The organism is Arthrobacter sp. UYEF20, assembly GCF_040546335.1.
In the GTDB taxonomy this organism is placed as follows: domain Bacteria; phylum Actinomycetota; class Actinomycetes; order Actinomycetales; family Micrococcaceae; genus Arthrobacter.
Genome location: NZ_JBEPNP010000001.1, coordinates 381,600 through 398,949 on the forward strand (window position 1 = coordinate 381,600; position 17,350 = coordinate 398,949).

The following is a 17,350-nucleotide window of genomic DNA, read 5'->3' on the forward strand; positions in this document are numbered from 1 at the left end:
TACGCTGAGGAACCCGGCGGGCTGGACGGGGTTGTGAGCTGACAGACTGTGGATATGACAAGGGGAACTCTTCGCATATTTCTGGGCGCGGCGCCGGGAGTGGGCATGACTTTTGGCATGCTGCAGGAGGCCCACCAGTTGCGGGGCAGCGGCCGGGATGTTGCTGTCGGCATTGCCTTGGACCATGGCCGGTTGGAAACGCGGCAACTCATGACAGGGCTGGAGGTAATTACCCCGCGACTCGTGGAGCCCCACGGCTTCGATGTGCAGGAGATGGACGTCGATGCCGTGTTGGCCCGGCATCCCCAGGTCGCCGTCGTTGATGAGTATGCGCACGCCAACGCACCCGGGAGCCGGAATCGTCAGCGGTGGCAGGACATCGAGGAGCTCCTCGGCGCAGGCATTGATGTGCTCTCCACCGTCAGCGTCCAGCACCTTGCCTCTTTGGAAGACGTCGTGTCCGCCATCACCCAGGTGCCCCAGAAGGAAACGGTGCCCGATGAGATCGTGCGCCGGGCAGATCAGATCGAACTCGTGGACATTTCTCCGGAACTGCTGCGCCAGCGGCTCTCTGATGGAAACATCTATCCCAGAGACAGGGTTGACGCTGCCCTGGCAAATGAATTCCGGCTCGGCAACCTCTTCGCACTGCGGGAGGTCGCCCTGATCTGGCTGGCAGACAGAGTCGACGAAGGGCTGGCGAAATACCGGGCCAGCCAGGGCATCACAGCGAACTGGCCGGCACGGGAACGCGTGGTCGTCGGCCTCACCGGAGGCCCTGAGGGCGAAGTGCTCATCCGGAGAGCATCGAGGATTCTGTCGAGGGTCAATGGCGGGGATCTTTTGGCTGTTCATGTCCGCCTTTTTGACATCCGGCCTGGGGAGTCGCCGCTGGCTCTGGAGGCTCAGCGCCAGCTTGTCACCGATCTGGGCGGCAGCTACCACACGGTGTCCGGCGGCGACGCAGCAGAGACTTTGCTGGAGTTTGCCCGTAACGTCAACGCAACCCAGATCGTCGTGGGAGTCTCCCGGGGCCGACTTACCAGCCGGCTGCTGGGCAGCGGCGTCGGGTCCAAGGTCGTCCGGGGATCCGGCGACATTGACGTTCACATGGTTTCCCACCCCCTGGGCAGTCGCGGACTGCCCAGGGCCACCTCCGGGGGACTGGGCCGCGCCAGGACAACCGCGGGCTTTGTCCTGGCGGTACTCATCCCCGTCCTCGCCACCGGGATACTGTCGCTTGCCCCGGAGCTGAACTTCGCCACCCATGTGCTGGTCCATCTGACCGGAGTAATGGCGGTGGCGTTCATCGGAGGTCTCTGGCCCGCTGTGCTCGCCGCGATTCTGGACTCGTTGCTGCTCAACTACTTCGAGACAGACCCCGTGGGGACCTTCAGCATCAATGACCCGCAGAATCTCTTCGCCTTGCTCGTGTTCCTGGGTGCCGCGATTGCGGTGTCCCTCCTCGTGGGCCTCTCGGCCAAGCGGGCACAGGAGGCTGCCCGTGCCCGCGCGGAGGCGGCGACCCTGGCGGATCTGGCCAGGGACGCCCTGATCGCAGACGACACCATTGCGGCATTTCTGGATAAGGTCCGTGAGACCTTCCAGGTCCGCTCCGCGGGACTGTTTACCAGAGCAGACACCGGCGGCGGATGGGAACTTCAGGCCCACTCAGGAAAAGCGCCGCCTCCGGCCCCGGGGGCGGATGAAGCCGGCACCGATGCTTATGAAATGGCAGATCCGCAGACCGCTCTGGTGGTCTCCGGCAGAACCCTCACAGCCGGGGACCGGCGGCTGCTAACAGCGCACGGGGCCCATCTGCTCTTACTCCGGCAGCGTCATGCACTCCAGCTCAGGCTCAAGAACACCACGAAACTGGCTGAGGGCAACAGCATCCGGACATCCATTCTGCGTGCCGTCAGCCATGACCTTCGGACGCCGCTGGCCGGAATCAAGCTTGCGGTCACCGCCCTGCAGCGCCGGAAGCGACGGCTTCCCGACGAGATACAGGATGAAATGCTCGACACCATCGACTCCTACGCTGACCGCCTCGACTCCTTGATCGGCAATCTCTTGGACATGTCCCGAATATCCAGTGGATCCACCGCCCCGCTCACATCTCCGGTGACCTGGCGCGATGCCATCGAAGACGCGCTACGGGGACTACCCGGAGCAGTTATCCGGATCGATCTGGCCCCCAACATGCCGGCCATCGATGCCGACCTGGGCATGCTGGAACGCGTTATCGCCAACATCGTCGAGAACGCCCTGAAATACGCTCCCGGCTCGGACATCGTCATCGTCGGACCCTCCAGCGGATCAGCGGTCGCCACCATCAACGGACGCCCCTGCGGAGAACTCCGGATCGTGGACCACGGCCATGGCGTGCCCGCGGCGGACGTGATCGCCATGTTTCAGCCGTTCCAACGGCTCGATGACGCGCCGGAAGGCCTCGGCATAGGACTGGGGCTGGCCGTCGCGAAAGGCTTCACCGAAGCGATGGGCGGGCAGTTGACGGCAGAACCGACGCCAGGAGGTGGGCTGACGATCATGATTCGGCTCCCTCTTTCCGCCGGCCCTCAGCTCACGCGCCCTGAAACGCGTGATGCGGACCGTAGCGCGCCATGAGAACCGTACTTGTCGTGGATGATGAGCCCCAGCTCCTGCGCGCGTTGCAGGTAAACCTGCACGCTGAGGGGTACCAGGTGCTGACAGCCCTGGACGGGACGACGGCCCTCCAGCACGCCGCGAGCAACCATCCCGATCTCATCGTTCTGGATCTGGGACTGCCGGACATCAATGGCGTGGACGTCATCACCAAGATCCGCCGCACCAGCAGCACGCCCATCATCGTCCTCTCAGCCCGGCACGGGTCCGTGGACAAAGTCCGGGCCCTCGACGCTGGGGCCGATGACTATGTCACCAAACCCTTTGGACTGGACGAGCTCCTGGCGCGGTTGCGCGTCGCCGAACGCCGCCTTGGCACGTCCGACGGAGGCGAACAAGCCCTGACTATCGACGTCGGGGACTTCGAAGTGGACCTCGCAAACCGTAAAGTGACCCGCGACGGCGCCCCCGTGCGGCTCACCCCGCGGGAATGGGCAATCCTGCAACTGCTGGTCCGCAACCCGGGACGGCTCATCACCCAGCAACAAATGCTGGCCAAGATCTGGGGCCCGGGTTACGACGGCGAAACCCATTACCTGCGCGTCTACATGGGACAGCTGCGCCGCAAACTCGAAGCCGACCCGGCCCGGCCCCGGCACCTGCTCACTGAAGCCGGAATGGGGTACCGCTTCGAGCCTTAGCCCACGCCGGACCGCACTCCGGCAAAGGGGTCGGACGGGTCATTCCGGTGCGCGGGCGTAAATGATTCGTCAAGAAAAACGCCTTTCACGGTTCACGGCTTTTCGCCGGTGTTAGTTTCGGCTGTGACCGCGGTGCGCTGTGCCGCGCGGAAAGGAACCCATGACCACGTTGAGCAGGCCGCCGGCTGACCCCTCGGCCCCCAAGCCGGCCGGTAAAGCAGCCCTGAAAAACTGGCTGCTGTTCGGGCTCCAGGACAGCAAGGGCACCCACCAGGGCCCCGGCGCGGTGAGCGACGCACACCTGAAGAAGCATTCGTGGTGGCAGGTGATGTGCCTGACCGGTGTCGATTACTTCTCCACCCTGGGTTACCAGCCCGCCATCGCAGCCCTCGCGGCCGGCGCGATTTCCCCGCTGGCCACCCTGGTGCTGGTCATCGTGACCCTCCTCGGCGCCCTGCCGGTCTACCGGCGTGTGGCCGGTGAAAGCCACCGCGGCGAGGGCTCCATCGCCATGCTCGAACGCCTGCTGCCGAAATGGGGCGGCAAGCTGCTCGTACTCGTCCTGCTCGGGTTCGCGGCAACTGACTTCATGATCACCATGACCCTCTCAGCCGCGGACGCCACAGCGCACGTCATCCAGAACCCGCTGGTCTCCGGGTCGCTGGAGGGACAGAACGTCCCGGTCACGCTGTTCCTGCTGGCCCTGCTGGCAGCCGTGTTCCTGCGCGGGTTCAAGGAAGCCATCGGCGTTGCCGTGACCCTGGTCGCCCTGTATCTGACCCTGAACGTGGTCGTCGTGGTCACCTCGCTGTTCCAGGTGTTCACCCACCCCCTCGCCGTCGGCGACTGGTGGCAGGCCCTGTCCACCTCGCACGGCAACCCGCTCATGGCGGTCGGTTTCGCGCTGCTCGTCTTCCCCAAACTTGCACTTGGACTGTCCGGCTTCGAGACCGGGGTGGCCGTGATGCCCCAGATCCGCGGCAACGCTGACGACACCGAGGACAACCCAGTCGGCCGCATTCAGGGAACACGGCGGCTGCTGACCACTGCCGCCGTGATCATGAGCAGCTTCCTGATCACCTCCAGCTTCACCACCGTCGTCCTCATCCCGGAACAGGAATTCCAGCCCGGCGGCCAGGCCAACGGCCGTGCCCTGGCCTTTCTGGCCCACGAATACCTCGGCGTCGGCTTCGGAACCGTCTACGACATCAGCACCATCGCCATCCTGTGGTTCGCCGGTGCCTCGGCGATGGCAGGACTGCTGAACCTCGTCCCGCGATACCTGCCCCGCTACGGAATGGCCCCAGGCTGGGCCAAAGCCGTCCGCCCCCTGGTCCTTGTGTTTACCCTGGTCGGTTTCCTTATCACCTACCTTTTCGAGGCTGATGTGGATGCACAGGGCGGCGCGTACGCCACCGGTGTCCTGGTGCTGATGACCTCGGCAGCCGTTGCTGTCACCCTCTCGGCCCGCCGCCGGAAGCAGCGCAAACGGACCGTCGGATTCGGGGTGATCGCCGTGGTGTTCACCTACACCACCATCGCCAACATCTTTGAGCGCCCCGAAGGCATCAGGATCGCCGCAGTCTTCATCCTGGGCATCATCGTGATCTCCCTGCTCTCCCGTGTACGCCGCTCCTTTGAATTGCACGCCACCCACGTCCACCTGGACCGGCAGGCGCTGGAGTTCATGTCCTCCACCCTCGATGGACCCATCGCGATCATCGCCCACGAGCCGCTTCGGCTCAGCGCCGACGCGTACCGGGAGAAGCTCACCTCCGCGATCGAGGTCAGCCACCTGCCCGTGGATTACCAGGCGTTGTTCCTGGAAGTCATCGTGGACGACTCCTCCGATTTTGAGACCGAGCTTGAGGTGCGCGGCGTGAACCGCCACGGGTACCAGATCCTGGAAGTACACGGCCCTGTCGTCCCGAACACCATTGCCTCCGTGCTCTTCCATATCCGTGACGTGACCGGTCTGATGCCGCACATCTACTTCCGCTGGACTGAAGGGAACCCGGTCATCAACCTCCTTAAGTTCCTGTTCCTCGGCGAAGGCGAGATCGCCCCCGTCACCCGGGAAGTGCTGCGCGAAGCCGAACCCGACGTCACCAAACGCCCCTGGGTCCACGTCGGCTGACCATGGAGCACCACGTTCGATCACCCTTGACCTGGGCAGCTTCAGGGGCGCTGTCCTGTTTTCCGGGGGAACGACCGCCTTGGCGATCTGGCTTGTGGTTCCCCTCATTCGTTCAACCAAGTAGAGGCGGAGCTTGCGGATGAGCTGGCATCAAGGAGATGCAGAGGGCGGGGTCAGGTTTGCTGCGCCGCCAGGCGCGGTGGAGGGTTACGGTGGCCGCGGAGTGGAGGGCGCTGCATATTGCCCGCCGGCAGGCTACCTCTTCAGGGACGAGGCCGGTGACACCTGGTGGTTTATTTTCCAGATAGCTCCTGACACGGTTTCTCACGGATCCCAAGTTCGCGGAGATGTCCTGGGCTGCAGCGCATCGTACGACGAGCTTGTTCACGTGCGAGTGCTGGCCTCCGGCGTGCTCCGTGTCGACGCTGACGCTGCCTTCCGGCAGAGCGCGCCATTCAGCTATGAGGAAGCTGTTGAGGTTGCCTCCCGGATCCCCCGAGCTGGAATGTAGTCCCCGTTTCCGTGAGGACGAAAGGCAGCGCGGCCCCAACAAGGACGCTCCAGTCCAACTTTTTGGGAATCGTTCAGTACCGTCGTCATTGCAGCGTCAGCTGGTTAGTTTCAGGAGTTTGGATCCAGGTACAGCGAGAAGCCTATGATCTCGTCGTTCTCGTTCATTTCGATGTTCAGCTCGTCGTCGTCTGCGCTACCGCCAGCTTCTGCGCGGGCCACAAAGCGCTTGAGATCCCCGAACGTGGCACGTTGCCCGTCAGGTCCAGCGAACTCGATATCTAGTTTCAGTCCGATAGCCATGGCAGACAGTATGTCAGTCAGTCAGATCAACAGTCCGTACCTCAGAGTTGCGTCTGTGGATGAGTTGAGGCCCGCAGGCTCTTCGCACGGCACCCCATTAGGACTAAGGCATAAACGGCCGTTCATAAGACACCTTCGAATCTGTCCGCCCTGTGACCGTCAACTTCGTTTGGCGGCTAAAAAGTCGGCACCCCTGCACGTTGACCCGGCGCCGACACTGCCAACCTCACGACCCCGACGTTCCCGGCCCCATAGGATCCCTATATGACACCCAATCGAGGGCTCGCGATCTTCAGGTTCTGGTTTGCCCTGCTCGGATTTATGGCCATACTTTTCCAGCTGACACACCTGCTCCAGAACGTTCCCGGCGCCTCCGCGGGGAACTTCTTCAGCTACTTCACCATCGAATCAAACGTCATCGCCGTCATCGCCCTGGCGATCGCCGGCCGGTACGCCTGGAAAGGCGAAAGCCCACGCTGGCTTGAACTCCTGCGCGGAGCTGCGACCATCTACATGACCATCACCGGGATCGTTTACAACGTTCTGCTGAGCGACATCGACGTCAACACTCCAATCCCCTGGATCAACGTCGTGCTGCACTACACCATCCCGACGATCATGGTGATCGACTGGCTTGTTGACCTGCCCAAAACCAGGGTCCCTGTCCGCACCTCGCTGATCTGGCTCGCGTTCCCCCTGCTTTACCTGATCTACAGCCTGATCCGCGGTCCCATCGCCGACTGGTACCCCTACCCGTTCCTGGACCCCCGGGTCAGCGGCTACGGAACCGTCGCCGCCATGGCGCTGGCCATCGCGGCAGCAGCCTTCCTCTTCGCCCTCATCGCCGCGTTCTCCACGCGACTTCACATCGCCCCGACACCTGCGGGAGTCACCTCCGGCGCCACCGAGGCACCCCTTCAATCAGACCCCACCACCATCAGCTGAGCACCGGTCAGTCAGAAGAGACCCGGCTGTTTCCGCCGGGTCTCTTCTGTCTCTCAGGACGTGACCCGAACGGACCGGGTGGCGTTCCTGGCGAGCCGATGTCCCGCACGGCTGGCGGGCGGCGGTGCACTTCGGGGATTCCCGTTGATGACCGTGCAAAAGCCCGAATCGAACGGCCAAGCGGGCCGAATCCGCTCCCGGCGACCGTTGATGGACTCGCCAGCAGACGGTCTTTCCGCGTATGTTGGTGAGGGCGCCGTGTGGCGCGCTTCACGTATCAAATGACGCGCTTCATATATCAAATGAAGAAATGGTCCTTTGCAAATCGGCAAAACCTGGATGCAGTGCCGCATCCAGGACCCGACGAGAGAATGTCGAACGCGGCCTGGTACCCGCGTTCAGGAGGATAACAATGACCGGTCAATTTGAACTTTTCACCGACGAGAAGATGTATTTCAGATTCAGGCTGAAAGCCCCCGACGGAACCGTGGTGGCCATCTCCAGGCCGTTTTCGGACAAGTCGGCCGCTGTCTCCGGCATCAGCGCGGTGCGCGAGTATGCCGGGCTGGGCCTCATCACCGATCTCTGCCCCGAAGTCCCCGCCAGCGGATCATCAACATGGCCTCCTGCCCTCGACACCGCGCCGGCGCCCACAGTTAGCCATGTCTCCGACCGGCCGCAGCCCACGGCGGGAACCCGCCCGCCCGCAACATGCCCGCCCGCAGCTCGCCGGCGCGGTTCCGCCGCCAGACCAAACAAGGCTGCCTGAACACCGCGCGCATAGGGGCCGTGGAAATAGATTGGCGGGAGGATGTTCCCATGCTGCCTGAGGAGCGGTTCAACGCACTGGTCGACGAATTCAGGGCCAGCCCGGGCGTCAGCGTGCCGGGTGAACCGGGACGGCGCCGGTTCGGTTCGTCCGCGCTGAAGGTCGACGGCTCGATTTTTGCGATGATCGCCGGAGGCAGGCTTGTTGTGAAGCTGCCCCATGATCGGGTCGACACGCTGATCGCGACCGGAGCCGGCACTCCGTTCGACGCCGGAAAGGGCCGTGCGAAGAAGGAGTGGCTCACCGTCACGGCCGACGATGAGGAGTGGCTGGCCCTGGCCCGTGAGGCCCTGGACTTCGTGAGGTCTGCGCACCATTGACCCGCGGCGTGCCCGGCGTGGTTGGGTGGCTCTTGAACACCTTCGCTACGGGGCCTACGGTTGAAGAAATAGGGAAAGGGTGACCGCGGTGGAAATCTTCATGTGGTGGCTGGATCTGGATCTGGCGAGCAAGGAGTGGCTGCGGGAAAACCTGCGCGCCGCCGAAATGCCCTTGCCGGTATTGAAGGGCATCGCGGAGGCCGGCGGCCCCCACTCCGACAAAGCGGCGGTCGTTCTCACCGCCGCCGACTGGGACTTCATCGAAACCCAGTCCGAATTCGTGGACTGATTTCCGGCGGCAACAATCCGGCAACAGGCCGGGGAACGGCGGGCGGCAACACGCCGGCGTCGTCCGTTGACTGGAAATAACCATTGCGGCCGCCCGGCCGGAGTGGTTGCATGGGGGGCATGGCTACCGAAGAGAGTTATGTCCTGGCGATCGGCACGAAAAAAGGGCTCTGGCTCGCGACCAGTCCCGACCGCAAGGACTGGTCCCTGTCCGGTCCGCATTTCCTGATGAGCGAGGTGCCCAGCATCGCCATCGACACGCGTGAGGGCCGGACCCGGATCCTGGTCGGCGTCAGGTCGGAACACTGGGGTCCCACCGTTTTTCACTCCGATGACCTGGGCGGGACCTGGAGCGAGCCGGAGCAGGGCGCCATCCGTTTCCCCGAAGACACCGATGCCGCCCTCGAACGCGTCTGGCAGATCCACCCGGATGCCGAGTCCCGCCCCGGCGTCGTCTGGGCCGGCTGCGAGCCGATCTCCGTCTGGAAGTCCACCGACGGCGGCGAACACTTCGAACTGAACCGGGGACTCTGGGACCACCCGCACCGCACGGAATGGGGTGCCGGCTACGGCGGCGCCGCGGCGCACTCGATCGTCGTGGACCCCACGGGAGAGAGGGTCCATGTTGCCATGAGCACCGGCGGGGTCTACCGCTCGCTCGACGGCGGCACGTCCTGGGAGCCCCGGAACAAGGGGATTTCGGCGTACTTCATGCCCGATCCCAACCCGGAATTCGGCCAGTGCGTTCACAAGATTGCCGCCGACGCCGCCGTCGACGGCCGCCTCTACGCGCAGAACCACCACGGCGTCTACCGCAGCGACGACGACGCCGAGCACTGGCAGTCGATCGCGGAAGGGCTGCCGGCGGACTTCGGCTTCGTGATGCTCACCCATCCGCGCCGGGCAGGCACCGCCTGGGTGATCCCGCTGAAAGCTGACGGTGAAAGGATCCCGCCGGAAGGCAAACTTGCCGTCCACCGGACCGACGACGCCGGCGCGAGCTGGAAACGGCTCGACTCCGGCCTTCCGCGGGCTGAGTTCAACGCCGTCCTCCGGGACGCCGCGTGCGTCGATGCGGCGGAGCCGGCCGGCGTGTACTTCGGGACACGCGGCGGGAGCGTCTACGCCAGCGCCGACGAGGGCGAACACTTCACCGAAGTGGCCTCCCACCTGCCGGACGTGCTGTGCGTGCGGGCCGCGGCCGTGTCCTCCGCACCCGTACCCGTTGCCGCGCCCGGCGTCGCCGTGAACGCCTGAGCGTCCATGACTGAGATCAGCGTCCTGCTTCCCAGCGTGCTCCAGCCGCTCGCCGGCGGGCAGTCCGTCCTGACTGCGCCCGCCGGCGCGGCGGTGACTGTTGCGGCGGTGCTGGACTCGGTGACCGGGGGCTACCCGGCGCTTTCCAGGCGTTTGCGGGATGAAACCGGGGCGGTCCGGCGCTACGTGAATATCTACGTCAACGGGAATGAGATCCGCCGGCTGCAGGGCCTGGCCACCGAGGTCTCCCCAGGGCAGGAACTGCTGATCATCCAGTCGGTCGCGGGAGGCTAGCGGTCTCAGGCGACCCGCCAGAGGCTGCACTCGTCCGTGTTGATGGCCTTGCGTGTACCGGACTGCCGGTCCATGATCCAGACGACGCCGATTCCTGGCGCGGTTTCCTGCACGCTGCCGCGGCGGATCACGACGTCGTCGTAGTTCGGGCCGATCCGCAGGCGGGCCTCGATCTCGTCGCCGCGGTGCAGCTGATCCACGGCGCGGACGCGGGTCACATGGGCTTTGGCTTCCTTCAACATGGCGGGGCCTCCTGGACTGGAGCTGGTGCCTGCTCTTGCCGGCACTTCCAGTGTGACGCGCCTATGTTGCGGCGGCGTTTCGGCCCGGTAAGCGGTGGGTAAGCTCTGGGTGCCCGCCCGGCAAAGCTGTCCTCAGGGCCTGTGTAGAGGAATACCTGCCGGCGGGGGCTGGCGGCGAGCGGACCGCCGGGTAAGAATGGGGCCTATGCGACTGCCCCTGATGCCCCCGATCGCGCCGATGCTGGCGAAGGCCGCGAGTGCCCTGCCCGGCGAACCCGGGAAAACTGCGGAAGCCGGAAAAGCCGGAAAAGCCGGAAAAACCGGGGGAACCGGGGACTCGGGCTCCGGGGGCTCCGGGCCGGGGTGGAGCTTTGAGCCGAAGTGGGACGGTTTCCGGTCCATCATCTTCCGCGACGGCGAGGAGGTGGAGATCGGCAGCCGCAACGGCAAACCCCTGACCCGCTACTTCCCCGAACTGGTTGAGGCGCTCAAGGCGAACCTGCCACCACGCTGTGTGGTCGACGGCGAAATCATCCTGGTGGTCGCTTCCGGGGACCGGCTCGACTTCGATGCGCTCCAGCAGCGCATCCACCCGGCCGCGAGCCGGGTCCGGCTGCTCGCCGAACAGACTCCGGCGAGCTTTGTCGCGTTTGATCTGCTGGCGCTGGCTGAGGAGGACTTCACCGCGCGGCCCTTTTCCGAGCGGCGCGGCGCGCTGGAACGGGCGCTGGCCGGGAGTGCCGCGCCCGTCCATCTGACGCCCGCGACCCGGGATCGGGAGACCGCCGGGCAGTGGTTCAGCCAGTTTGAGGGGGCCGGCCTGGACGGGATCGTGGCCAAAGCCCTGGACGGCACGTACCAGCCGGACAAACGCGCCATGGTCAAGATCAAGCATGAACGCACCGCGGACTGCGTCCTCGCCGGATACCGGGTGCACACGTCCGGGCCGGACCGGATCGGTTCGTTGCTGCTGGGACTTTACGACGACGACGGCGTCCTCGCCAATGTGGGTGTGGTGGGCGCCTTCCCGATGCAGCGCCGCAAGGAACTCTTCGAGGAGCTCCAGCCCCTCGTCACCGGCGTCGAGGACCACCCGTGGACCCCGGCCCGGCAGGAGGAGGGCGCCCGGACGCCGCGGAATGCGGAGGGCAGCCGGTGGAGCGGGGGCAAGGACCTGTCCTTCACACCGCTCCGCCCCGAACGCGTCGTGGAAGTGAAATACGACCACATGGAAGGCCAGCGGTTCCGCCACACGGCGCAGTTCGTGCGCTGGCGCCCGGACCGGGAACCGCGCTCCTGCACCTATGAACAGCTCGAGGAGCCGGTCAAGTACGATCTCGCCGCCGTTCTGCAGACCACCTGAAGCTCCAGCCCGGCCCCGACGGGCGGCTCCTGACGCTCCTGCCCAGTCGCTTCCGGCGAGGCCTGGCCCCGGACACGGAAAAGCCCGGCGTGTCCAGTGAACACGCCGGGCTTTCGGTGGTGCGGCCCGGAGTAACTGGGCAGGAGCGCCGCGGCCGGGCTACTTGAGGCCGAGTTCCCTGGTGGGGACCTTGAACGTTTCTTTGGCGGTCAGTGCCGAGACGGCGGAGATGACGCAGATGACCGCGGTGAAGATGCTGATCTGCACCCAGCCGCCGGGCTTGATGCCGCCCATGGCTGCCACGATCGCGGGGGCAAAGCCGGCCATCAGGAAGCCGAGCTGGGTGCCGATCGCTAGGCCGGAGAAGCGGACCCTGGTGCTGAACATTTCGGCGTAGAAGGACGGCCAGACGGCGTTGGAGGCCGCGTAGCCGAAGGAGAAGAAGCCGATCGCGGCGAGGAACATCAGCGGGACGCTGCCGGACTCCAGGCTCAGCAGGAACACCGGGGTCAGGACCGCGCTGGACAGGGCGCCGTAGATGAACACCGGCTTGCGGCCGATCCGGTCCGCCAGCTTGCCGAACAGCGGCTGGGTGCCCAGGGCGACCAGGTTGGCGCCGACGACGAGCCACAGCGTGGTGGTGCCGTCCACACCGGCGACGTTCTTGGCGTAGCTGATGGCCAATGTGCCGAACACGGTGGAGACTGCGGCGATGAAGGCGCAGGCGACCACGCGGAGGACATCGCGCCAGTGGTCCTTGAGGAGGTCGGCGACGGGGAGCTTGGAGATCTGCGCGGACTTTTGGGCTGCCTCGAAGGCCGGCGGCTCGTGCAGCGTCCGGCGGATGAAGAACGCAACCAGCACAACGACGGCGCTGAGCCAGAACGGGATGCGCCAGCCGATGCCGTATTTGATCTCGTCCGGCAGGGCCAGCACCGGAATGAAGACGAGGGCCGCGAGGATCTGGCCGCCCTGGGTGCCGGTGAGCGTCCAGGAGGTGAAGAAGGAGCGGCGGTTATCCGGGGCATGCTCCAGCGTCATGGAGGAGGCGCCGGCCTGCTCGCCGGCGGCGGAGAGGCCCTGGCAGAGACGCGCCAGCACCAGCAGGGCCGGAGCCCACCAGCCGACGGTGTTGAAGTCCGGCAGGCAGCCGATCAGGAAGGTGGAGGCGCCCATGAGCAGCAGCGTGAACATCAGGACCTTGCGGCGGCCCACCCGGTCACCGAAGTGGCCCAGGATGACGGCGCCGACCGGCCGGGCGACGTAGGCGAAGCCGAAGGTCGCGAAGGACATGATCGCCGCGTTCGTGCCGGCGTCGGGGAAGAAGACCGTGGGGAAGATCAGTGCGGCGGCGGATCCGAAGATGAAGAAGTCGTAGTACTCGACGGCGCTGCCCAGGAAGCTGGCGAGGGCCGCCTTCTTCGGCGTCCCGGCCGGTGCGTCGGTGCCCGGCGTCGTGGACGGGAGTGTCTGGCTCATGGTGTTCCTTTGTGTGACGACATTGTCGCGGATGGATCAGGAAGGTCTCGGCCGCCGCTGGCTTTAAGTGTGCGGCAGCCGGAGGTTCGTGGAAAGACCCGGACTAGTAGCCACATTGTGGGAGCTACTTGTGCGATGTAGCAATCATGGCCGTGAGCGGGGTCACTTGTCAAGCAAAATGATCACCATCTAGAAATAGCTCTCACTATGTGAGAGCATTGAGCCATGAGTGTGAACCAAGACACAGAAGCAGCCGAGGCTGACGCTGCCCCCCAGGCCCCCGCCGGCAACGGTGCCAAGGCACCCAAGGCTCCGAAAGAAGATGCCCGGACGGACATGGTGGGCAAAGCCCTGGGCCTGCTGGTCCTGCTGGGTGACGAGCCCCGCGGGGCCAGCGCTGCCGAGCTGTCCCGCCGGGCAGATCTGCCGTTCAGCACCACCTACCGCCTGCTGGGCTCCCTGACCAGGGACGGTTTTGTGGACTACGAACCGGACGGCCGCCGCTACCACCTGGGCCTGCGCGTCTTTCAGCTCGGACAGCGCGTTTCCAACCACCACGGCTTTGCCGGCACGGCGCTGCCCATCCTGCGCCGCGTCACGGAGGAGACGGGGGAGGCCACCATCCTGTCCGTGCGCGACGGGGTCCACCATCTCACCGTCAACAAAGTGGACGGGCCGCAGACCTTCCGGGTCACCAGCGATCCCGGCCACCTCGGCGCCCTGCACACCACCTCGGTGGGCAAGGCGCTGGTGGCCTTTGCCGATGACGCCGCCCGCGCCGAGCTCGTGGAAGGCCTGGAGCTGGAGCCGCTGACCGAGTTTTCGATCACGGACCGCGAAGCCTTCCGGGCAGAGATCGAGCTGGTCCGGCGCCGCGGCTACGCCACCATGGACGAGGAGAACGAGCTGGGCATGCGGGCCGTCGCGGTCCCGGTCTTCAACTCGCAGGGCCAGGCCTTTGCATCCCTGGCCACCGCCGTACCGGTCTTCCGGATGGGCATGGAGGCCCTCGTGGCTCTTGTGCCGCTGCTGCAGGCGGCGGCGGCGGAGCTGTCCGCCCGGCTGCCCCAGTAAGAAGCCCGGCTATGACTCAAAAACAACTTGTTCGTCAGTAGAACAACAGTGCAGTATGTGAACAATTGCGGTAATGTAATCCCCATCACCCGGCCCGCGGCCGCCGCCCAGTGCGTCTCCGCCCGCCGAGTGCCGTTGTCAAAGGAGCTATCCGGATGAGCAGTCGAGCAGAGTCCTTCCTCGTGGGCCTGATAGGCGATGGCGTGATGCCGTCGCTCACTCCCTATATGCACGAACGCGAAGGCGACCACCAGGGCCTCCGGTACCTTTACCGCCCCATCGACCTCCTGGAGCTGGGGCTCCCCGGCGCGGCCGTGGGCGAGCTCCTGACCGGCGCCCAGCGGCTCGGCTTCAACGGGCTGAACATCACCCACCCGTGCAAGCAGCTGGTCCTGGAGTACCTGGATGAGGTCACTCCCGACGCCCGGCGCCTCGGCGCGGTCAACACGGTGACCATCCGGGACGGCCGTTTCGTCGGCCACAACACCGACTTCTCCGGTTTCGCCGCGGCCCTGGCCTCGGGCCTGCCCGGCGCAAAACTGGGCCGCGTGGTGCAGCTGGGCGCGGGCGGAGCCGGGTCCGCCGTCGCCTACGCCCTGCTCACCGCCGGGGTCCGCGAACTCGAGCTCGTGGACACCGACGCCGGGCGCTGCGCGGCGCGCGCCGCCGAACTCGCCGGGTTCTTTCCGGACCAGAAAGTCACGGCCCGGACGACGGCGGCGCTGCCGCGGCTGATGCCGCAGGCCGACGGCCTGGTGCACTGCACCCCGATGGGCATGGCCGCCCACCCGGGCGTTCCGCTGGACATGTCCCACGTGGAGTCCCGGCACTGGGTCGCGGACATCGTCTACCGCCCGATCGAGACCGAACTGGTCCGCGAGGCCCGGGCGAAGGGCTGCGAGGTGCTCGACGGCGGACGGATGGCCGTGGGCCAGGCCGCCGACGCCTTCCGGATCTTCACCGGCCTCGAGCCGGATGCGGAGCGCATGCGGGCCCACTTCCTGGAGCTCGTCGCCGCGGAAGAGGTGGCCGCCTGATGCGCACCGGAATCGCCACGGTCTGCCTCTCCGGCACGCTGCGGGAGAAATTGCAGGCCTGCGCCGTCGCCGGCTTCGACGGGATCGAGATCTTCGAGCAGGACCTGGTCACGTCCCCGCTGAGCCCGGAGGACGTCCGGAAGATGGCGGCGGACCTGGGTCTGAGCCTGGATCTCTACCAGCCGTTCCGCGACTTCGACAGCGTCCCGGAGGAGCTGCTCGCCGCCAACCTGCGCCGCGCGGAGGCCAAGTTCCGGCTGATGTCCCGCCTCGGCATGGACACCGTCCTGGTCTGCTCCAACGTGGGCACCGCGAGCATCGACGACGACGACCTCCGCGCCGCCCAGCTGTCCCGGCTGGCCGGGCTCGCCGCAGACCACGGCGTCAAGGTGGCCTACGAGGCACTGGCCTGGGGCAGGTACGTCAATGACTACGAGCATGCCCACCGGCTGGTGCAAACGGTGGACCACCCCAATCTGGGCACCTGCCTGGATTCCTTCCACATCCTGTCCCGCGACTGGGACACCGCACCGATCGAGTCCTTCAATCCGGACAAGATCTTCTTCGTGCAGGTCGCCGATGCGCCGAAGCTGTCCCTGGACGTGCTGTCCTGGAGCCGGCACTACCGCGTGTTCCCGGGCGAGGGGCAGTTCGACCTCGCCAAATTCCTGGGCCACGTGGTCCGGGCCGGCTACTCCGGTCCGGTCTCCTTGGAGGTCTTCAACGACGTCTTCCGCCAGTCCGACGTCGAACGCACCGCCGTGGATGCCATGCGTTCGCTGATCTGGCTGGAGGAACAAAGCGCCAAGTGGCTCGACGCGAACCCAACTGCCGCCGGCCCGGACGGCCGGTCCGCCGGCCCCGCCCCGGGTACCCGCCGCCGGTACCCGATGGAACTGGCCACGCTCCCGCAGGTGGCCGAACCCGCCGGATTCAACTTCGCCGAGGTCCGGGCTGCGGACACCGCCGCGCTGGAGACCCTGCTGGGCCAGCTCGGCTTCGCGTTCAACGGCCGGCACCGGACCAAGAACGTGCAATTGTGGACCATGGGTCACGCCCGCGTCATCATCAACGAAGAGTCGGCGGGTGCCGAGAGTTCCGGGACGGCCACAGCCCCTGCCATTTCCGCTGTGGGGTTCGACGTCGATTCCCCGGTGATTGCCGCCGCCCGCGCCCAGCAGCTCAAGGCCCCGGCCGTGCCGCGCAAGAGCCAGGCCGACGAGGAGATCTTCCAGGGATTCGCGGCCCCGGACTCCACCGAGATCTTCCTCTGCCAGGGCAGCCCCGATGGTACCGCCGCGTGGACTCGGGAATTCGGCGAGGGACTGGAACTCCCCGCCGCGGGCCGGGCCGGGGCTCCGGGCGCCGTGATCGACCACGTCAACCTCGCCCAGCCGTGGCAGCACTTCGACGAAGCCGTGCTCTTCTACACGAGCGCCCTCGCGCTGGAACCGCAGCCGTACGCCGAAGTCGCCAGCCCCACCGGGCTGGTCCGCTCCCAGGTGATGCTGACCCGGGACCGCGGCGTCCGCCTGGTGCTGAACCTGGCCCCGCTGCTCCAGCAGGAAGGCGCGGCGGCCGGCCCCGGCCAGCGCCGGAGCTACCAGGAACACATTGCCTTCGCGGTGGATGACCTCGTGGCGACGGCCCGCGCCGCCCAGGCCCGCGGCCTGGACTTCCTGCGGATCCCGGAAAACTACTACGAGGATCTTGAAGCGCGGTTCGATCTGGAGCCGGCTTTCCTGGCCACCCTCCGGGAGCTCAACCTGCTCTACGACCGCGATGCCGACGGCGAATTCCTGCACTTCTATACCGCCACCGTGGGCAGCGTGTTCTTTGAAATGGTGGAACGCCGCGGCGCCTACGACGGCTACGGGGCACCGAACGCCCCGGTGCGTCACGCCGTCCAGTACGACCACCTGCACCAGCTGAAGCCCACCCCCTGAGCCAAACCGACCAACACC

16 protein-coding genes are annotated in these 17,350 nt (G+C 66.1%); 13 read left to right on the forward strand and 3 right to left on the reverse strand.

The window, feature by feature from the left end:
* The first annotated feature begins 54 nt into the window (after window positions 1-54).
* From ABIB26_RS01835 to ABIB26_RS01845, 3 genes are all read left to right on the forward strand, one after another.
* Window positions 55-2,628, forward strand: a complete 2,574-nt coding sequence (locus ABIB26_RS01835; protein WP_354239023.1) for a DUF4118 domain-containing protein — start codon at window positions 55-57, stop codon at window positions 2,626-2,628.
* Window positions 2,625-3,308 carry a response regulator gene (locus ABIB26_RS01840; RefSeq protein WP_354239024.1) on the forward strand — a complete coding sequence of 228 codons (684 nt, stop codon included), beginning with the start codon at window positions 2,625-2,627 and terminating at the stop codon, window positions 3,306-3,308. The genes ABIB26_RS01835 and ABIB26_RS01840 overlap by 4 nt, the downstream gene beginning before the upstream one ends.
* 160 nt (window positions 3,309-3,468) lie before the next feature.
* The gene (locus ABIB26_RS01845; protein WP_354239026.1) at window positions 3,469-5,445 is read left to right on the forward strand and encodes an APC family permease; all 1,977 of its coding nucleotides are present in this window, start codon (window positions 3,469-3,471) and stop codon (window positions 5,443-5,445) included.
* 621 nt (window positions 5,446-6,066) lie between these two features.
* On the opposite strand, the gene ABIB26_RS01850 is transcribed toward ABIB26_RS01845, so the two are convergent.
* Window positions 6,067-6,258, reverse strand: coding sequence for a hypothetical protein (locus tag ABIB26_RS01850; RefSeq protein WP_354239028.1), 192 nt, complete (start codon window positions 6,256-6,258; stop codon window positions 6,067-6,069).
* Window positions 6,259-6,522: 264 nt separating this feature from the next.
* Between ABIB26_RS01850 and ABIB26_RS01855 the strand changes: the two genes are divergently transcribed.
* The 6 genes from ABIB26_RS01855 (at window position 6,523) to ABIB26_RS01880 (ending at window position 10,191) form a co-directional block, all read left to right on the forward strand.
* Window positions 6,523-7,203 (forward strand): Pr6Pr family membrane protein, encoded by a 681-nt coding sequence (locus tag ABIB26_RS01855; RefSeq protein ID WP_354239030.1) that lies wholly within the window; start codon window positions 6,523-6,525, stop codon window positions 7,201-7,203.
* Between the two features lie 412 nt (window positions 7,204-7,615).
* Complete coding sequence (locus tag ABIB26_RS01860) at window positions 7,616-7,972, forward strand: YegP family protein (protein ID WP_354239031.1); 357 nt, start codon at window positions 7,616-7,618, stop codon at window positions 7,970-7,972.
* A 50-nt stretch (window positions 7,973-8,022) separates the two neighbouring features.
* Complete coding sequence (locus ABIB26_RS01865; RefSeq protein ID WP_354239033.1) at window positions 8,023-8,352, forward strand: TfoX/Sxy family protein; 330 nt, start codon at window positions 8,023-8,025, stop codon at window positions 8,350-8,352.
* Between the two features lie 88 nt (window positions 8,353-8,440).
* Window positions 8,441-8,641 carry a hypothetical protein gene (locus tag ABIB26_RS01870; protein WP_354239034.1) on the forward strand — a complete coding sequence of 67 codons (201 nt, stop codon included), beginning with the start codon at window positions 8,441-8,443 and terminating at the stop codon, window positions 8,639-8,641.
* Window positions 8,642-8,751: 110 nt separating this feature from the next.
* The gene (locus tag ABIB26_RS01875) at window positions 8,752-9,897 is read left to right on the forward strand and encodes a WD40/YVTN/BNR-like repeat-containing protein (RefSeq protein WP_354239036.1); all 1,146 of its coding nucleotides are present in this window, start codon (window positions 8,752-8,754) and stop codon (window positions 9,895-9,897) included.
* 6 nt (window positions 9,898-9,903) lie between these two features.
* Window positions 9,904-10,191 (forward strand): MoaD/ThiS family protein, encoded by a 288-nt coding sequence (locus tag ABIB26_RS01880; RefSeq protein WP_354239038.1) that lies wholly within the window; start codon window positions 9,904-9,906, stop codon window positions 10,189-10,191.
* Window positions 10,192-10,196: 5 nt separating this feature from the next.
* Here the strand turns inward: ABIB26_RS01880 and ABIB26_RS01885 are convergent, their stop codons facing one another.
* Window positions 10,197-10,433 carry a hypothetical protein gene (locus tag ABIB26_RS01885; protein WP_354239040.1) on the reverse strand — a complete coding sequence of 79 codons (237 nt, stop codon included), beginning with the start codon at window positions 10,431-10,433 and terminating at the stop codon, window positions 10,197-10,199.
* A 205-nt stretch (window positions 10,434-10,638) separates the two neighbouring features.
* On the opposite strand from ABIB26_RS01885, the gene ABIB26_RS01890 reads away from it, so the two are divergent.
* Window positions 10,639-11,796: an ATP-dependent DNA ligase gene (locus ABIB26_RS01890; RefSeq protein ID WP_354239042.1), complete on the forward strand. Its 1,158-nt coding sequence runs from the start codon at window positions 10,639-10,641 to the stop codon at window positions 11,794-11,796.
* Between the two features lie 159 nt (window positions 11,797-11,955).
* On the opposite strand, the gene ABIB26_RS01895 is transcribed toward ABIB26_RS01890, so the two are convergent.
* Window positions 11,956-13,275, reverse strand: coding sequence for an MFS transporter (locus ABIB26_RS01895; protein ID WP_354239044.1), 1,320 nt, complete (start codon window positions 13,273-13,275; stop codon window positions 11,956-11,958).
* Between the two features lie 225 nt (window positions 13,276-13,500).
* On the opposite strand from ABIB26_RS01895, the gene ABIB26_RS01900 reads away from it, so the two are divergent.
* From ABIB26_RS01900 to ABIB26_RS01910, 3 genes are all read left to right on the forward strand, one after another.
* Window positions 13,501-14,349 carry an IclR family transcriptional regulator gene (locus ABIB26_RS01900; protein ID WP_354239046.1) on the forward strand — a complete coding sequence of 283 codons (849 nt, stop codon included), beginning with the start codon at window positions 13,501-13,503 and terminating at the stop codon, window positions 14,347-14,349.
* Window positions 14,350-14,504: 155 nt separating this feature from the next.
* The gene (locus ABIB26_RS01905) at window positions 14,505-15,386 is read left to right on the forward strand and encodes a shikimate dehydrogenase (RefSeq protein WP_354239048.1); all 882 of its coding nucleotides are present in this window, start codon (window positions 14,505-14,507) and stop codon (window positions 15,384-15,386) included.
* Window positions 15,386-17,332 carry a bifunctional sugar phosphate isomerase/epimerase/4-hydroxyphenylpyruvate dioxygenase family protein gene (locus ABIB26_RS01910; RefSeq protein ID WP_354239050.1) on the forward strand — a complete coding sequence of 649 codons (1,947 nt, stop codon included), beginning with the start codon at window positions 15,386-15,388 and terminating at the stop codon, window positions 17,330-17,332. The genes ABIB26_RS01905 and ABIB26_RS01910 overlap by 1 nt, the downstream gene beginning before the upstream one ends.
* Window positions 17,333-17,350 lie beyond the last annotated feature (18 nt).

Coding starts and splice junctions, on each gene's coding strand:
- ABIB26_RS01835 (WP_354239023.1), top strand. CDS start 55: ATGACAAGGGGAACTCTTCGCATATTTCTGGGCGCGGCGCCGGGAGTG.
- ABIB26_RS01840 (WP_354239024.1), top strand. CDS start 2,625: ATGAGAACCGTACTTGTCGTGGATGATGAGCCCCAGCTCCTGCGCGCG.
- ABIB26_RS01845 (WP_354239026.1), top strand. CDS start 3,469: ATGACCACGTTGAGCAGGCCGCCGGCTGACCCCTCGGCCCCCAAGCCG.
- ABIB26_RS01850 (WP_354239028.1), bottom strand. CDS start 6,258: ATGGCTATCGGACTGAAACTAGATATCGAGTTCGCTGGACCTGACGGG.
- ABIB26_RS01855 (WP_354239030.1), top strand. CDS start 6,523: ATGACACCCAATCGAGGGCTCGCGATCTTCAGGTTCTGGTTTGCCCTG.
- ABIB26_RS01860 (WP_354239031.1), top strand. CDS start 7,616: ATGACCGGTCAATTTGAACTTTTCACCGACGAGAAGATGTATTTCAGA.
- ABIB26_RS01865 (WP_354239033.1), top strand. CDS start 8,023: ATGCTGCCTGAGGAGCGGTTCAACGCACTGGTCGACGAATTCAGGGCC.
- ABIB26_RS01875 (WP_354239036.1), top strand. CDS start 8,752: ATGGGGGGCATGGCTACCGAAGAGAGTTATGTCCTGGCGATCGGCACG.
- ABIB26_RS01880 (WP_354239038.1), top strand. CDS start 9,904: ATGACTGAGATCAGCGTCCTGCTTCCCAGCGTGCTCCAGCCGCTCGCC.
- ABIB26_RS01885 (WP_354239040.1), bottom strand. CDS start 10,433: ATGTTGAAGGAAGCCAAAGCCCATGTGACCCGCGTCCGCGCCGTGGAT.
- ABIB26_RS01890 (WP_354239042.1), top strand. CDS start 10,639: ATGCGACTGCCCCTGATGCCCCCGATCGCGCCGATGCTGGCGAAGGCC.
- ABIB26_RS01895 (WP_354239044.1), bottom strand. CDS start 13,275: ATGAGCCAGACACTCCCGTCCACGACGCCGGGCACCGACGCACCGGCC.
- ABIB26_RS01900 (WP_354239046.1), top strand. CDS start 13,501: ATGAGTGTGAACCAAGACACAGAAGCAGCCGAGGCTGACGCTGCCCCC.
- ABIB26_RS01905 (WP_354239048.1), top strand. CDS start 14,505: ATGAGCAGTCGAGCAGAGTCCTTCCTCGTGGGCCTGATAGGCGATGGC.
- ABIB26_RS01910 (WP_354239050.1), top strand. CDS start 15,386: ATGCGCACCGGAATCGCCACGGTCTGCCTCTCCGGCACGCTGCGGGAG.